This is a genomic window from Leeuwenhoekiella marinoflava DSM 3653 (assembly GCF_900129005.1).
Lineage (GTDB): Bacteria > Bacteroidota > Bacteroidia > Flavobacteriales > Flavobacteriaceae > Leeuwenhoekiella > Leeuwenhoekiella marinoflava.
In genome coordinates, this window is sequence record NZ_FQUN01000012.1 from 48,516 (window position 1) to 63,256 (window position 14,741).

The 14,741-nt window shown below is 38.2% G+C and carries 16 protein-coding genes and 1 pseudogene; 12 read left to right on the forward strand and 5 right to left on the reverse strand.

What is annotated here, in order from left to right:
• Positions 1 to 59 precede the first annotated feature (59 nt).
• Positions 60 to 248, reverse strand: coding sequence for a hypothetical protein (locus BUB91_RS11870; RefSeq protein WP_073099455.1), 189 nt, complete (start codon positions 246 to 248; stop codon positions 60 to 62).
• Positions 249 to 296: 48 nt separating this feature from the next.
• Between BUB91_RS11870 and BUB91_RS11875 the strand changes: the two genes are divergently transcribed.
• The 7 genes from BUB91_RS11875 (at position 297) to yaaA (ending at position 6,851) form a co-directional block, all read left to right on the forward strand.
• On the forward strand, positions 297 to 683 hold the full coding sequence (locus BUB91_RS11875; RefSeq protein ID WP_073099457.1) for a pyrophosphohydrolase domain-containing protein: 387 nt from the start codon (positions 297 to 299) through the stop codon (positions 681 to 683).
• A gap of 61 nt (positions 684 to 744) precedes the next feature.
• On the forward strand, positions 745 to 2,619 hold the full coding sequence (locus tag BUB91_RS11880; protein WP_073099634.1) for an ABC-F family ATP-binding cassette domain-containing protein: 1,875 nt from the start codon (positions 745 to 747) through the stop codon (positions 2,617 to 2,619).
• 6 nt (positions 2,620 to 2,625) lie between these two features.
• Positions 2,626 to 3,396, forward strand: a complete 771-nt coding sequence (locus BUB91_RS11885; RefSeq protein ID WP_073099459.1) for an O-methyltransferase — start codon at positions 2,626 to 2,628, stop codon at positions 3,394 to 3,396.
• A gap of 83 nt (positions 3,397 to 3,479) precedes the next feature.
• Positions 3,480 to 4,181, forward strand: a complete 702-nt coding sequence (locus BUB91_RS11890) for an ABC transporter ATP-binding protein (protein WP_073099460.1) — start codon at positions 3,480 to 3,482, stop codon at positions 4,179 to 4,181.
• 128 nt (positions 4,182 to 4,309) lie between these two features.
• Complete coding sequence (locus BUB91_RS11895) at positions 4,310 to 5,098, forward strand: ATP-binding protein (RefSeq protein ID WP_073099461.1); 789 nt, start codon at positions 4,310 to 4,312, stop codon at positions 5,096 to 5,098.
• On the forward strand, positions 5,098 to 6,009 hold the full coding sequence (locus BUB91_RS11900) for a restriction endonuclease (protein WP_073099462.1): 912 nt from the start codon (positions 5,098 to 5,100) through the stop codon (positions 6,007 to 6,009). Before BUB91_RS11895 ends, BUB91_RS11900 begins: the two co-directional genes overlap by 1 nt.
• A 77-nt stretch (positions 6,010 to 6,086) precedes the next feature.
• Positions 6,087 to 6,851 carry a peroxide stress protein YaaA gene (yaaA, locus tag BUB91_RS11905; RefSeq protein WP_073099463.1) on the forward strand — a complete coding sequence of 255 codons (765 nt, stop codon included), beginning with the start codon at positions 6,087 to 6,089 and terminating at the stop codon, positions 6,849 to 6,851.
• 109 nt (positions 6,852 to 6,960) lie between these two features.
• Here the strand turns inward: yaaA and BUB91_RS21295 are convergent.
• The 3 genes and pseudogenes from BUB91_RS21295 to BUB91_RS11920 all read right to left on the reverse strand — a co-directional run.
• Positions 6,961 to 7,044 (reverse strand): annotated as a pseudogene (locus BUB91_RS21295) (30S ribosomal protein THX); the annotation flags it as partial.
• Positions 7,045 to 7,189: 145 nt separating this feature from the next.
• Positions 7,190 to 8,122, reverse strand: coding sequence for a peptidylprolyl isomerase (locus BUB91_RS11915; RefSeq protein WP_073099465.1), 933 nt, complete (start codon positions 8,120 to 8,122; stop codon positions 7,190 to 7,192).
• A gap of 152 nt (positions 8,123 to 8,274) precedes the next feature.
• Positions 8,275 to 9,345, reverse strand: a complete 1,071-nt coding sequence (locus tag BUB91_RS11920; RefSeq protein WP_073099466.1) for a branched-chain amino acid aminotransferase — start codon at positions 9,343 to 9,345, stop codon at positions 8,275 to 8,277.
• A gap of 104 nt (positions 9,346 to 9,449) precedes the next feature.
• Between BUB91_RS11920 and BUB91_RS11925 the strand changes: the two genes are divergently transcribed.
• Both BUB91_RS11925 and mnmD read left to right on the forward strand, forming a co-directional pair.
• Positions 9,450 to 9,962, forward strand: a complete 513-nt coding sequence (locus BUB91_RS11925) for a DUF4920 domain-containing protein (protein ID WP_073099468.1) — start codon at positions 9,450 to 9,452, stop codon at positions 9,960 to 9,962.
• Between the two features lies 1 nt (position 9,963).
• Positions 9,964 to 10,647, forward strand: coding sequence for a tRNA (5-methylaminomethyl-2-thiouridine)(34)-methyltransferase MnmC2 (gene mnmD, locus BUB91_RS11930; RefSeq protein WP_073099470.1), 684 nt, complete (start codon positions 9,964 to 9,966; stop codon positions 10,645 to 10,647).
• Between the two features lie 250 nt (positions 10,648 to 10,897).
• Here mnmD and BUB91_RS11935 read toward each other — a convergent pair whose 3' ends face one another.
• A complete protein-coding gene (locus tag BUB91_RS11935) occupies positions 10,898 to 11,968 on the reverse strand; it encodes a putative type IX sorting system protein PorV2 (protein WP_073099472.1) in 1,071 nt (356 codons plus the stop codon).
• 192 nt (positions 11,969 to 12,160) lie between these two features.
• On the opposite strand from BUB91_RS11935, the gene BUB91_RS11940 reads away from it, so the two are divergent.
• The 3 genes from BUB91_RS11940 to BUB91_RS11950 all read left to right on the forward strand — a co-directional run bounded on the left by BUB91_RS11940 (position 12,161) and on the right by BUB91_RS11950 (position 14,738).
• On the forward strand, positions 12,161 to 12,901 hold the full coding sequence (locus BUB91_RS11940) for a CDP-alcohol phosphatidyltransferase family protein (protein WP_073099474.1): 741 nt from the start codon (positions 12,161 to 12,163) through the stop codon (positions 12,899 to 12,901).
• Between the two features lie 61 nt (positions 12,902 to 12,962).
• Entirely contained in the window at positions 12,963 to 14,108 is a 1,146-nt protein-coding gene (locus BUB91_RS11945) for a DinB family protein (RefSeq protein WP_073099476.1), read from the forward strand.
• Positions 14,109 to 14,114: 6 nt separating this feature from the next.
• Positions 14,115 to 14,738: an NUDIX hydrolase N-terminal domain-containing protein gene (locus BUB91_RS11950; protein WP_073099478.1), complete on the forward strand. Its 624-nt coding sequence runs from the start codon at positions 14,115 to 14,117 to the stop codon at positions 14,736 to 14,738.
• Positions 14,739 to 14,741 lie beyond the last annotated feature (3 nt).

Consider the following 14,741-nt stretch of genomic DNA (forward strand, 5'->3'; position numbering starts at 1 on the left):
TTTAACAATTTAATGCATACCCTAAGGAATTCTAACAAAGAAGCTGGTGTAAAAAGCAACTATTTATTCAATGTGATTTTAATGAGGAATAAAATACCCACAAAAACGAGAAAGCCTATCAAGATCCAGAAGGAGCCTTTGTATTCTTTTTTGTGAAGTTTGCGGTCTTTGCGGTAACTTCTTGAGATGAAGATTACAAAAGCGATAAAGAAAACTGCGGCAAAAACCCACTGACCCGTACTAAACATTTTAATGTATTTTTATTCAAAATTAAGTCTTTAATACAGAAAAATACGATGAAAAAACGATTAGCTGCAGTAACCGAATTCCACAATGCATTCGGCTTAGGGGTAAATGAAGCTCCCCAAGCAGATTTAGGTAAACAAAAGAATTTGTTGCGCTTTAACCTGATGAAAGAAGAAAATGAAGAATATCTTGAAGCTGCTACTAACAATGACCTTACCGAAGTTGCAGATGCACTTGGTGATATGCTCTACATTCTTTGCGGAACGATTTTAGAACACGGGATGCAGTATAAAATTGAGGAGGTTTTTGACGAGATACAGCGCAGCAATATGAGTAAGCTGGGAGCAGATGGGCAACCTATTTATCGGGAAGATGGTAAAGTGCTTAAAGGACCTTCTTATTTTAAACCCAATATCAAAGAGATTCTTGATAAGTAATCTGCGGGAATAAGATTTTTTTCTCCGTTTTTAAAGGCTAAATTCGCAGCCTATGAGCGCAATTAATTATGTTTCTGTAGAATCTATTTCTAAAGCCTTCGGCGAAAGGGTTCTGTTTGAAGATTTGTCTTTTGGTATCAATGAAGGTCAAAAAATAGGACTGGTCGCTAAAAACGGAACCGGGAAAACATCGATGCTGGATATTCTTGCCGGTGTCGAAAATCCAGATAGCGGACAAGTGGTTTTCCGTAAGGGAGTCAAAATCGCATTTCTTTCTCAGGAACCCGACTTAGATCCTAATCTTACCGTAGAAGAAACCATTTTTGACAGCGATAATGAGATTCTTAAAGTTATTGCTGCTTATGAGCATGCGCTTGAAAATATGGGCGATGGGGACACGTATCAGAAGGCTTTTGATCAGATGGAAGCATATCAGGCTTGGGATTTTGAAACGCAATACAAGCAAATATTATTTCAGCTAAAGCTGGATGATCTCGATCGTAAAGTTGAAAAACTAAGTGGAGGGCAGAAAAAGCGTTTGGCTCTTGCCAATATGTTGCTGAGTAAGCCAGACCTGTTGATTCTCGATGAGCCTACTAACCACTTGGATCTTGAAATGATTGAATGGTTAGAGCAGTTTTTTGCCAAAGAGAATTTTACCTTATTTATGGTTACGCACGACCGCTATTTTTTAGAGCGCGTTTGTAATGAAATTATAGAATTAGAAGAAGGAAAGCTGTACAATTATAAAGGGAATTACGCCTATTATCTGGAGAAAAGAGATGCGCGTATTGCTAATGAAGAGACCGAAACCGGTAAAGCAAAACAGCTTTTTAAAAAGGAATTAGAATGGATGCGTCGCCAGCCAAAAGCACGTACCACCAAGTCAAAATCAAGAATAGATGATTTTGCCGAGATTAAAGATAGAGCGGCCAAGCGTCGTAATGATCACGAAGTTCAGCTAGAACTGAATATGGAGCGTCTGGGAAGTAAGATTGTTGAGCTTCACAAGGTTTCTAAGTCGTTTAAAGACCGGGTGATTCTCGATAAATTCGATTACAATTTTCAACGTGCAGACCGTATAGGAATCATCGGTAAAAACGGTACCGGTAAATCTACATTCCTCAATATCCTGACTGAAAAAATGCCTCCGGATTCCGGGAAACTTGTAATTGGGGAGACCATTCAGTTTGGGTATTATACCCAAAAGGGTATTCAGATTAAACCGGGACAAAAGGTAATTGAAGTAATCAAAGAATTTGGGGATTATATTCCGCTGAAAAAAGGGCGCCAGATTTCTGCAGGTCAACTTTTAGAGCGTTTTCTTTTTGATCGTAAAAAGCAATATGATTTTGTTGAAAAGCTAAGTGGGGGAGAGCGCAAGCGTTTGTATTTATGTACGGTATTGATTCAGAATCCTAACTTTTTAATTCTGGATGAGCCAACGAATGATTTGGATATTGTAACATTGAATGTCCTTGAAAGTTTCCTGCTTGATTATCCGGGTTGTTTGATTGTGGTTTCTCACGACCGCTATTTTATGGATAAGATTGTAGATCATTTATTTGTGTTTAGAGGTCAGGGCATTGTTGAAGATTTCCCTGGAAATTATTCCGATTTTAGAGCTTATGACTCCGGGCCTGCAGTACTTCAGGAAGAAGACGTTAAACCCAGCGTAAAAAAGGAAACCAATAAAGAGAATTGGAAAACTGCTGTAAGTTCCTTGTCTTACACCGAACAAAAAGAATACAACCGCTTGGAGCGCGATATCGCCAAGATGGAAAAAGAAAAAGAACAAAAAGAAGCCGAATTTTTGAATCCGGATTTGTCTGGTGAAGAAATAAATAAACGCTCTATTGAACTTCAGGGAATTCAGGATAAAATAGATGAGTACACCGAGCGCTGGTTTGAATTGAGTGCGAAACAGGAAGGCTAATTACCCATGTGGTATTTGATCAAAGCATATTTTAAGTTCTTAAAAAAGGCAACCAATCAGCATGGGGTTCATTCTCCCTTCGTGTTTTCTTTTGTCACAAAATGTCTTTACGATCGTAAAAAATATCCTGAATATAAACTTCTAAAAAATTACCGTGATCAACTATTAAAAAGTGATGCCGTTATTGAAGTGACCGATTTTGGTGCTGGTTCACGGGTTTTTAAATCGAACAGACGGGAGGTTAGAGCCATCGCAAAACACGCCGGAGCAAACTTTAAGAGAATGAAATTGCTTTATCGGGTGGTTTCTTATTTTAAACCGAAAGAAATTTTAGAAATAGGCACTTCGTTGGGGTTAGCAACAGCCGCTTTGGCACTGCCTAAAACGGGTAATATAACTACATTAGAAGGTTGCCCGAAAACTTCAGGTCTAGCCAAAAAACACTTAGTTCAATCTGATATTTTAAATACTGAAATTATCACCGGGGATTTTAGGGAGACGCTTCCGGAGCTTTTACAAAATGACTACGACTTGATTTATTTTGATGGGAATCACAGTAAAGAAGCAACATTAGACTATTTTGAAAAATTGTTGTCAACAGCTAACAATGCGAGCGTATGGATTTTTGATGATATGTATTGGTCTCCACAAATGGCCGAAGCTTGGCAGCACATTAAAAATCATCCTCAAGTACGGGTTACAGTAGCTTGTTTTTGGTTGGGTTTTGTATTCTTTAGAAAAGAACAGGCGAAAGAGCATTTTAAAATTCGACTCTAAAAAGTGTAACTCAAACCACATTTTGACTACTCATTGTTGAAAATCAACTATCTTTTAGTGTTGATAAAATTAGAAATCAGTTTATGGCTAGCTTAATTGATATTACAAACATAAAGCGTGATTTTCCGCTCGGGAATGAAATTGTGCACGTTTTAAAAGGTATAGATTTACAGATTGATAAAGGAGAATATGTAGCGATTATGGGTCCTTCGGGTTCCGGGAAGTCTACCTTGATGAACCTTTTAGGCTGTTTAGATACGCCAACTTCGGGAACCTATATTTTAAATTCTCGTGATGTAAGTTCGATGACTGATGACGAACTCGCTGAGGTGCGTAATAAAGAAATCGGTTTTGTTTTTCAGACGTTTAATTTACTGCCCAGAACGACTGCTTTAGACAATGTGGCATTGCCCATGGTATATGCCGGATATTCAAAAACCGAACGTCACGCAAGAGCCAGTGAAGTACTCACCGATGTAGGTCTTGCCGATCGTATGGATCATAAGCCCAACCAACTTTCTGGTGGACAACGCCAACGGGTGGCAGTGGGTAGAGCTTTGGTCAATAAGCCTTCTATAATACTTGCTGATGAACCTACCGGAAACCTGGATTCTAAAACTTCGATTGAAATTATGAGTCTTTTTGATGCCATACACGCGGCAGGAAATACGGTAATCTTAGTTACGCACGAAGAAGATATCGCAGAGCATGCGCATCGCGTGATTCGCCTGCGTGACGGACTTATAGAAAGTGATGAGCGGAAAGTTGTTGGGGTTAAGGATTAAATGTTAATCTTGTGATAAATGAATACAGATTATTCCATACTGATGCTTATTTTTCCAATAATGTTTGGTTTAATTTAATGATGGAGATTTTTATTTTTTGTCAAAGATTTCGAATATATATTGTGTAAATGGCGAAAAGAAATAAAAAATATATTCCAAGGAAAGGTAATAATCCTGCTATTTTAAATAGAAGAATAGAAAAACTTGAAGAAGAATTGGGTAGGCATGGTAAAAATATTGATGCCATCTCAAAATCTCATGCCATTCATATAACAATGCTTAGTAATTTTGCAAGGCATGATATAAAAAACTCCATACAAAGTATAGATAGTATAGTGAGCACAAATTCTTCTGAAGAAATTACGGATGATCACCTGAATACTATAAAATTGAATTTAAAAATAATGAGAGAAACCATCGATAATTTTTCAAAATTGGTTCCTCATAGTGACGAAGATAAGTTTTCTTATAATAATTTAATAACCGCAGTAGAACTTTTAAATAGAGACAACTTTTATGAAAATAAAATCTCTCTAATAAAGGAAATTGAAGTTAATGAAGAAATTTATTTCAATTTACCATTTCAGTCAGTAATTCAAATGATCAATAACATTATCATTAATGCTACTAAAGCTCTAACCAAAGTAGAAAAAAAGAGAAAAATTAAGTTTACCGTCTCTAGGGATAATAGTTTTTTCAAACTTAAAATTTTCGACAATGGAGAAGAGGTCGAGAAAAAAATCGAACATAAGATTTTTGAATATGGTGTTTCAAACACTGGGGGATCAGGTATAGGATTACATCATGCTGAATACCTCTGTGAACTTTATGATGGTAAAATCACCTATCATTCCTTGGATGATGAGGAATTCACCAAATATTTTTGTATATCTTTACCTTTAATGAAAATTGAATAATGAAAAGAAGTATTCTAATTATTGATGACGTTAAGGAGCAAGCTATTGGATTAGTTAAAGGTCTTCAAAAGCAGTTGCCTTTAGAATACAACCTTTTCAGTGCATTTGAAGAGGATAGTATAATAGAATCTATAGAGAATCGATATTTTTCATTAGCGATTGTTGATTTGCGAATGGATGATTTCTCTTTTAATGGAATTGAATTGATTAATAAAATAATTGATACTAATCCTTTTGCGAAAATTTTAATTGTATCAGCATTTAAGGGAGAATATTTACTTCAACTTAAAGATCTTTTCTTAACAGGCAGAATTGTAAATGTTTTGGATAAAGAAGATTATGATATTTGGATCCCTAAATTGGTAAATGAAATTGAAACATATCATAATGATATGTTCAATTCTCCTGATGAAATTAATAATGCATTACTTGAGTATTACTCAAATGCGAAAAATGAAACAGATAGTTATAGTAAAGGCGAGAAATTTGAGCATTTTGTAAGTTTATTATTTCAATCTATCGGATTTAATAGTATTAATAAAAGAATTATTGATAAATCTTTAAATGAGGTAGACCTTATAATCCGTAATGAAATCGCTGATCCTTTTTTGAATAAGTTTGGCAAATATATTCTCGTGGAATGTAAAAATAAGCCGAAAGATAAAGTGGATAAAAATACCTTTATAGTTTTTAGTGATAAACTTAAGCATACAAATGGCTTAGCCGAGTTGGGTATTATTGCTACTACAGGTTATTTAACAAGAAATACGTATATTGAAGCAGTTAGAGGTTCAGGTGATCTGCGAAAAATCATATTTATTTCAAATCATGAGTTTGAAAAATTGATATTGTCTAAAAACAAACTAGAAATGTTTAAAAGCATTATCGATAGCCAGGTAAAAGACAATTAGATTTTGTTCTTCATATATTGCAAGATTAACATACGGTAATTCTACGAATGCTTATTTTTGAATAAAAGAAATTCACAATGAAAGCAGTAGTTTCACCGGCAAAGTCCTTAGACTTTGAATCAAAATTACCTACGACACGTAGTACGCAGCCTCAGTTTTTAGAGGAGGCTGATACCTTAAATAAAAAATTAGAGCGCAAGACCAAAGCTGAGATTGCTGAGCTGATGCACATCAGTGATAAGTTGGCTGACCTCAATTACCAGCGTTATAAAGAATTCTCTACTCCCTTTACAAAAGAAAATGCACGTCCAGCAGTTTATGCTTTTGATGGTGATGTGTACACGGGTTTAGACGCCTACACTATTCCGACAGAAAAGTTAGATAAGCTTGAAGATACGCTGCGCATCCTTTCAGGTTTGTACGGAGTTTTAAAACCCTTTGACTTGATGCAAGCCTATCGTTTGGAGATGGGAACGAAATTAAAATCAGGTAGCACAGAGAATCTGTATGAGTTTTGGGATGATAAAATCACCGAAGCTTTAAATGCAGAGCTTAAAGACGATGAGCTTTTTTTGAATTTGGCGAGTAATGAATATTTCAAGTCTGTTAAACCTGAAAAACTGAAAGTTCCGGTAATCACTCCGGTTTTTAAAGACTACAAAAACGGGAAGCTAAAAATAATCGCTTTTTATGCTAAAAAAGCCCGAGGTTCTATGGTGCGATACCTTATAGATAAGGATGTACAGACCCTAGAAGAGCTCAAGGGCTTTGATTATGACGGGTATGGCTTTAGTGAACAATACTCCGATTTAGATAAAAATGAACTTGTATTTGTTCGTTAACGGATTAGGGTTTTTTCTCCGCTAAACTTTTATCAGAGGTCGTTTTACCGGCCTCTTTTGTTTTGGTAGCAGTTTGCTTAGTGGGTACATCTGCTGTAGTGGCAGCTCTCTTTTTGTTTTTTCGCGGTCTTAACTTGCCGTAAGTGCCTCGATGAATTTTTCCACGTTTGGTTTTTTGATCTCCTTTTCCCATTAGTTTTTATTTTTTTGGTTCTTTTTAAGATAAGAAATTGCATACAGATGACCAAAACCCTATAGTTTTTCAAAAATCAAGGCTTACTATAGGAACAAAAAAAGCCCCAAAAAGGGCTTTTTTTGTTCAACAGGTTTGAGAAACCTTATTTTACGTCCACTAACTCTACGTCAAATACGAGGATCGCATCTGGTGGAATCACTCCACCTGCACCGCGACTTCCGTATCCTAAGTCTGAAGGAATTACAAAGCGAGCTTTGTCGCCCACTTTTAGTAAGCCAATACCTTCATCCCACCCCGCGATTACCTGACCTACACCTACCTGAAAATCTAAAGGTTGGTTTCTTTTATAAGAAGAGTCAAAAACGGTACCGTCTGCTAACTGACCTTTGTAGTGTACCGAAACTGTTTTGCCGGTTTCTGCTTTTTTACCGTTACCTTCTTGAATGATCTGGTAGCGTAATCCGCTTTTAGTTTCTTTAAAACCTTCGCTTAGTTTGTTAAGAGCCTCTGCTTTTTTTGCACGCTCTTCTGCAATGCGCTTTTCACGAGCACCTTCAAAAGTTCTAAAAGCTTCCACCGCATTAAAGTCTTGAGCTTCCTCTCCTTCACGAATGATTTCAAGTGTCTCAATCTGATCTCCCTGTGCGATTGCATCAACGATATCCTGTCCTTCAATTACATTTCCAAAAACGGTATGCTTACCGTCTAACCAAGGCGTAGCGGTGTGGGTGATAAAAAACTGACTTCCGTTTGTTCCCGGACCGGCGTTTGCCATAGAAAGTTTTCCGGGAGCATCGTGCTTTAAGCTGGCGTCAAACTCATCGTCAAATTGGTAACCCGGATTTCCGGTACCGGTACCTTGTGGGCAACCACCCTGAATCATAAAATCTGGAATCACACGGTGAAATTTCAATCCGTCGTAATACGGTGTTCCTTGTTTTTTAGCTGAATTTTCCAGATTCCCTTCGGCTAAAGCAACAAAGTTACCTACCGTTCCGGGTGTTTTCTCGTGTTCTAGTTTTACTAATATTTCACCTTTTGAGGTGTGAAACTTAGCATATATTCCGTCTTGCATGTCTTCGGTTTAAAAATGAGGTGCAAAAATACGCCTAAAGAATACAAACACAAAACCCTGAAGGAGCACTTGCTGAAAAACTAAAAAGCATCTTACAGATTACTGTAAGATGCTTTTTGATTAATTTTCGCGAAAGTGAAACTATTTTAAAACTATACCTCTAGTGCGGGTACTTCATAACGCCATCCAAAAGGATCATCGGCACGATTAGCCTGCAACTCGGTTAATTGTTTTTTAAGTTTTGTAGCATAAGCGTCTTCCGGCTTCGGAAGGTCAAACTTTTTATCTTTATGTGTAAATCCTGAAATAGGAGAGATTACAGCAGCAGTGCCGGCTCCAAACATTTCTTTTAAGGAACCATTTTCTGCGGCTTCTACAATTTCAGAAACTTTTACCGGACGTACTTCAACAGTAATGCCTTGACTTCTTGCCAATTCGATTAGACTTTTGCGGGTAATACCGTCAAGAATACGATCGCTGGTAGGAGCAGTCAACAAGGTGTCGTGAACTCTAAAGAACACGTTCATCGTACCTGCTTCTTCCAGATATTCGTGCGAGTTAGCATCTGTCCATACCACTTGATTGTATCCTTTTTCTTTTGCAAGTTCAGTAGGATAAAATTGTGCAGCATAGTTACCTGCAGCTTTAGCAAAACCTACACCACCATCAGCAGAACGGCTGTAATGATCTGCAAACAGAACACGAACCTCACCGCTGTAATATGCCTGAGCCGGAGCACAGATGATGATGAATTTATATTCGGTAGCAGGAGATGCAGAAACACCATTTTCTGTAGCAATAACAAACGGGCGAATGTAAAGTGAGTTGTTTTCTCCAGACTTAATCCAGTCTTTGTCAAGATTTAAAAGTGTGTTTAGACCGTCAAAGAAATACGCTTTATCAAAAGCAGGCATCGCAAGACGCTCACTTGACTTATTGATACGATTGAAGTTTTCTTCGGGGCGAAACATAAAAACGTCTCCGTTATCATCTTTGTAAGCTTTCATTCCTTCAAAAACAGCCTGGCCATAATGAAATACCTTTGCAGAAGGATCCATTTGCAGCGGACCGTAAGGAAGGATTTCCGGAGTTTGCCATGCCCCATTTTTGTACTCACAAACAAACATATGATCTGTAAAGACGGTACCAAAAGCAAGCTTGCTAAAATCAACTTGATCGATCTTAGACTTGCTAATCTTGGTTACTTTTAATGTATCTGTCATTTTTATCTAATTTATGGGTACAAATTTATCATTTTCTCAAAGTCTGTAACCTCAAGAATTGATTAAATTTACAAGCTGCTCTGATATTTATAAAATTAAGCGTTATGAAACAGTTTTTTATTTTCACACTAGTAGGATTAAGTATAATCTCTTGTAAGGAAACACGTTCACAACAAGAAGACGTTGCGACCATTTCTGAAGAAGCGACCCCATCTCCTTTGAATGTTTTTGGAGATGATTTCAAAAATGAAACCACACTTACCGCTTTTGAATTGGGCGATATCTATAAAAACCTCAAAGTAGGAGATACCGTAAAGGTCACTTTTGAAGGTCCGGTAGAAGAAGTGTGTCAGGCAAAAGGCTGCTGGATGACCATAGATGTAGGAGCTGTAGATCCTGTGATGGTGAAGTTTAAAGATTATGCCTTTTTTGTACCTAAAGATCTTAGTGGGAAAAAGGTTGTGGTGCACGGCGAAGCTTTTATCAGTGAGACTTCTGTAGAAGAACAACAGCATTATGCTAAAGACGGGGGTAAAAGCGAAGCAGCAATTGCGGCTATTACACTACCTAAAAAGGCGCTTGGCTTTACCGCTAGTGGCGTTAAAATCGAGGAATAATTTGGAGCGTAAAATTGTAAGAACAGGCGACGGCTCTACCACAATACAACTGGTTGAGTGGAATGAGCAATACCATTCTATGCACGGCGCGGTTCAAGAAGCGAGGCACGTATTCCTTAAAATGGGTTTTGATTTTTTTATCGAAAAGAATCCCGAAACAGCTCAACTCCATATTTTAGAAATAGGTTTTGGTACGGGCTTGAATGCCTTGCTTACACTCATTCATGCTGAAAACGCACCGCTTGTTTTAAACTATGAAGGAGTAGAAGCATACCCTGTTTCTGCGGAAGAACTAAAACAGCTCAATTACCTGGAAGCTATTAAAGCAGAACGCTATGAAGGTGTATTTAATAAAATGCATCAAGCAGACTGGGAAACTGCAGCTACAATCACTGAAAAATTTCAGCTAAAAAAACGCCAACAAACTTTTGAGACGGTAACCGATCAGAATCAGCATAATCTGATTTATTTTGATGCTTTTGGTGCGCGTGTTCAACCCGAATTATGGGGAGAAGCCATTTTTCTGAAAATGTATGAGGCTTTAAAGTTCGGAGGAGTTTTGGTTACCTATGCAGCAAAAGGTAGTGTACGTCGTGCCATGCAAGCTGTAGGATTTGAAGTGCAGCGTTTACCCGGCCCACCCGGAAAACGAGAAATGCTTAGAGGAACGAAAGGTTTGTTGTAAGTTAAAGGTTATAGGTTAAAAGTGACTAAGTTAAGTACTGTCTCGAAGTTTATGGAGTCGAAGCTTAGAGCGTTTATGTGTGTAAAAACATCCCTCCAAACCTCCCTTCTAAGGGAGGCTTTCATTATTCATTTTAATTGAGTTCCCTTCCTTTGAAGGAAGGGTTAGGGAAGGATGTCTACTTCCAAATTGATAGTTAAGGTAGCTGAGTGATTTTACGGGTTGAAAATCCATATAAATCGTACCGAAGCTATCGAAACAACTCCCAGTCTAATTTTAAGGAGAAAATATTAGAATAGATAGCGGCACTTTGATCACCAATATCAGTTAGCGCATAATCTATATGAATGCCTTTGTATTGAAATCCGACGCCTATATTGGGTTGAAAACCTATGCGGTTGCTTCCGTCGAGTTGGGTGACCTCTTGAAAATTCCCTACTCCGGCTCTTAAAAAAACGATTCCGGTGTAGCCAAATTCAAATCCGGCTGCAGGAGTAGCACTTACAGATGAACTTGATAAGATGTCATTGGTTTGCGTAAAACGCATCAGCAAATCTACTTCAGCTTTTATGGTGTAATCGTAATGAATTTCCCAGTTGCGGGAAACGCCTAACTGTAATTTTGGGATGGTGATTTCTAAAGTTTCAGGCAATTCCTGGTTTTGTCCTGCAACAGCATCGCGTATGCTTGCAAAAGCTTCTTCGTCAATCGCCCAGGTGTTTACAGAAGTCGTGATGTCTCGCGCCATCAAGCCAAAATACCAGTTTCCGCTGGCATATTGAATTCCGAAGTCAATACCAAAACCCCAACTCGAAGCAAAATCACCAATGATTCTGCGTATAATTTTCGCGTTAGCGCCAATATTCAAGCCTTGTACCGGTAGTTCTCTGGCATAAGAAACCGTAAACGCATAATCAGCAGTAGAAAAAAGACTGATGCGGTTGTAATCGATGTTTCCGGCTGCATCAATTAGCTGAGTCGTGTTTAGAATATCATCAACCCCAAAACGTATAAGTGAAACGCCCAGCGTGCTGCGGTCGTCTAACGGTTTTGAAAAACCTGCATAATCGTAAAGCGCAATATTGGCAAAGTAACTCGCGTGCATAAGTGCAAGTTGATTGTCTTCCAGATTTACGAGTCCGGCAGGATTCCAGTAGCCGCTGTTCACGTCATCAGTGCTTGCGACTACAGCATTACCCATCGCCAAAGCAGCAGCATCAACCCCAATATTCAAAAATTCATTAGAATATTTGCGCACAGCTTGTGCTGTTACGGTTGTAGCGCTTAGAGATAGAAATAGTGAAAGTAGAACTCGTGTCAACCGGTTAAGATTTTGGGGTAAAGTTGATTAAATACCTTGAGAATTTAAACTTTATTTTTGAAGTAGGAAGTAGTGTCGGTTTTCAGTTTAAAACGTTAGGAGATTGCTAAGGTTGCTTTTGGCCAAATGTTTTTCGCTATTTTTATCCGCCAAGCGCAAGTCTTGAGAAACACCATAAAATTTTAAAAACAGATGAATATAAAAAGCTATATCCCAAATGCCTTTACGATGGCTAACTTATTCTGCGGTATGTTAGGTACGTTTTTCGCAGCAACCGGTCATCTAGATTATGCGGCTTATGCTGTGGTTTTTGGAGTGTTTTTTGATTTTTTCGACGGCTTTTTTGCGCGTATGTTTAAGGTGGAAGGAGAACTCGGGTTGCAGTTAGATTCTCTTGCAGATGTTGTAACGAGTGGTGTTGTGCCGGGTATGGTAATGTTTCAAATGCTGCATAAATTGGAGCACTGGAATACCGGTGAGCGTTGGGTAGAAGCCGGAATGTCTTGGGAAAGCATCTCTTTTATTCCGTTTTTAGGATTTGCCATAACGCTGGCCTCCGCATTTAGATTGGCCAAATTTAATATAGATACACGACAGACGACTTCCTTTATAGGGCTTCCCACACCGGCAAATGCGTTGCTGATTTTGAGTTTGCCGCTAATTGTACAATTTCAGGATTTTGCACTTGCCGAAGGTTTGATCACAAACACGTGGTTTCTTTTGGCTTTAACCGCGTTGAGTTGTTATATGCTCAATGCTGAAATCCCACTTTTTGCTCTAAAATTTAAAAGTTGGGGATTTGCAGAGAATAAAGTGCGTTACGGATTTTTAGCGCTTTCAGTGATTTTGCTTTTTTGGCTGACATTCCTGGCAATACCGGTTATCATCATCTCGTATGTGCTTATTTCAATAGTGACTCGTAAGAGAATTTGATGGTATTTTGTAACGTTTGCAGTTGATAACGGTCTTTTAAGAAATCAAAAAAACTGAAACCATGCAATTCAAAATTACCAGATTACTTCTCCTTTTGCTTACCGGCATTTCGGTTAGCATGAATGCTCAGAAAACCATTTCAAGAGGCTGGATTTCTTTTACCCAGTCTATCGAGGTGCAAGCTACTCACGAAGTGAAATTTAAACTCATGGGAAGAATTAAGGTAATCTCAGATGATCCTAATGGCGTAGCCGGACTTTGGGCACGGGTTGATAACAAAAACAAAGAGACCGGCTTTTTTGATAATATGATGAATCGCCCGGTGACTTCTGATAAATGGAAGACCTACACAATTGAAGGGGCTTTTGATAAAGAGGCTCAAACCTTAAATATTGGGGGGCTGTGTATGCAAAATGGAGATTTCTATTTTGATGACCTCAAGCTTTTGATCGAAGACGAAAATGGGGATTTTGCTGAAGCGCCTATTCAAAATGCGTCTTTTGAACAAAGTACTCATGAGAACTCTCTATTGGGCTGGAGTACTGGTATTTCTGAGGGTGAACAATTAAAAATAAAGGAGTATAATTCTGAGTTGACTTCAGATGCAACCGATGGATCTCAGGCGATTTTAATTAAAGGTCGCGGCGCAACACCGCCCAGACCTATGGAAATTGTTTCAGAAGAAGGGTTTACACCGCAAATGGGCGTTTTGGTGAGTATGCTTGATGCGATGAAAGAACGCGTAGAAGGTTCGGTTAAAAATCATTCGGTTTATGAATTGGATTATTTGATGGACGAAAAAGCAAACAGTATTGGCGCACTTATTATGCATTTGGCTGCCGCTGAAAAATTATATCAGGTAATGACTTTTGAGGGGCGTTATTTCAATAAAGAGGAAGAGGAATTATGGGGGCCTGCTTTAAATCTTGGAGATTCCGGAAGGGAAAGTTTTAAAGATCATGAGGTTGATTATTATCTAAATCTTTATAATGAAGTGCGTACAAAAACCAAAGAAGAGCTGGCTAAACGAGATGACACGTGGTTGGAGGAAGAAATTCCGGGAGCAGGAATGACTAATTTTTACGGTTGGTTTCACGTGATGGAACATCAATCAAGCCATCTTGGTCAGATTTTATTACTTCAAAAACGCATTAAGCCTGAGGAAAAAGCTGAAGAAATTATACCTTCAGAGACTATAAAAAATTAAGTTGAAATGGATGTATCAGAGAATCTTCTCAATCAGATTAAACAGGTAAAGTCGCTGGCAGAAGCCGGTCTCGTATTTAATAAAGAAAATTATGATGCTGAGCGTTATGAAGAGTTGCGAACGCTGGCATTAGAAATGATGAGTATTCTGTCTGATAAACCTGTAGCTCAATTGAAGGGTTTCTTTGTTCCTGAAACGGATTATCCTACTGCAAAAGTTGATGTTCGTGGCTTAATTCTGAATGAACAAAATCAAGTTTTGCTGGTACAGGAAACCGTAGATAATAAATGGACACTTCCCGGAGGTTGGGCAGATGTAGGTCTAACACCTACTGAAAATGTGCTGAAAGAAATAGAAGAGGAAACCGGTTTTAAAGCTGAGGTAATACGTTTGCTAGCAGTGCTTGATAAGCGTAACTATCCGCACCCACCACAACCTCATTATGTGTATAAACTGTGCTTTTTGTGTAAAATACAGGAAGGAAGTTTTGATCCCAATTTTGATATTGGGGGTGTAGATTGGTTTGATATGAACACGCTTCCGGAATTATCTGCAGACCGTATTCTTGAAGAACAACTGGTGAAATTGGTTAAAATTGCACAGGAAGATAATCCTGTGTATTTTGACTAAAGT

Bases quoted from the DNA above. Each gene is read 5' to 3' on its own strand.
- BUB91_RS11915 (WP_073099465.1), bottom strand. From the start codon at position 8,122: ATGCAAGACGGAATATATGCTAAGTTTCACACCTCAAAAGGTGAAATA.
- BUB91_RS11925 (WP_073099468.1), top strand. From the start codon at position 9,450: ATGAAACAGTTTTTTATTTTCACACTAGTAGGATTAAGTATAATCTCT.
- BUB91_RS11895 (WP_073099461.1), top strand. From the start codon at position 4,310: ATGGCGAAAAGAAATAAAAAATATATTCCAAGGAAAGGTAATAATCCT.
- BUB91_RS11945 (WP_073099476.1), top strand. From the start codon at position 12,963: ATGCAATTCAAAATTACCAGATTACTTCTCCTTTTGCTTACCGGCATT.
- BUB91_RS11890 (WP_073099460.1), top strand. From the start codon at position 3,480: ATGGCTAGCTTAATTGATATTACAAACATAAAGCGTGATTTTCCGCTC.
- BUB91_RS11940 (WP_073099474.1), top strand. From the start codon at position 12,161: ATGAATATAAAAAGCTATATCCCAAATGCCTTTACGATGGCTAACTTA.
- BUB91_RS11885 (WP_073099459.1), top strand. From the start codon at position 2,626: ATGTGGTATTTGATCAAAGCATATTTTAAGTTCTTAAAAAAGGCAACC.
- BUB91_RS11900 (WP_073099462.1), top strand. From the start codon at position 5,098: ATGAAAAGAAGTATTCTAATTATTGATGACGTTAAGGAGCAAGCTATT.
- BUB91_RS11870 (WP_073099455.1), bottom strand. From the start codon at position 248: ATGTTTAGTACGGGTCAGTGGGTTTTTGCCGCAGTTTTCTTTATCGCT.
- BUB91_RS11920 (WP_073099466.1), bottom strand. From the start codon at position 9,345: ATGACAGATACATTAAAAGTAACCAAGATTAGCAAGTCTAAGATCGAT.
- BUB91_RS11950 (WP_073099478.1), top strand. From the start codon at position 14,115: ATGGATGTATCAGAGAATCTTCTCAATCAGATTAAACAGGTAAAGTCG.
- yaaA (WP_073099463.1), top strand. From the start codon at position 6,087: ATGAAAGCAGTAGTTTCACCGGCAAAGTCCTTAGACTTTGAATCAAAA.
- BUB91_RS11875 (WP_073099457.1), top strand. From the start codon at position 297: ATGAAAAAACGATTAGCTGCAGTAACCGAATTCCACAATGCATTCGGC.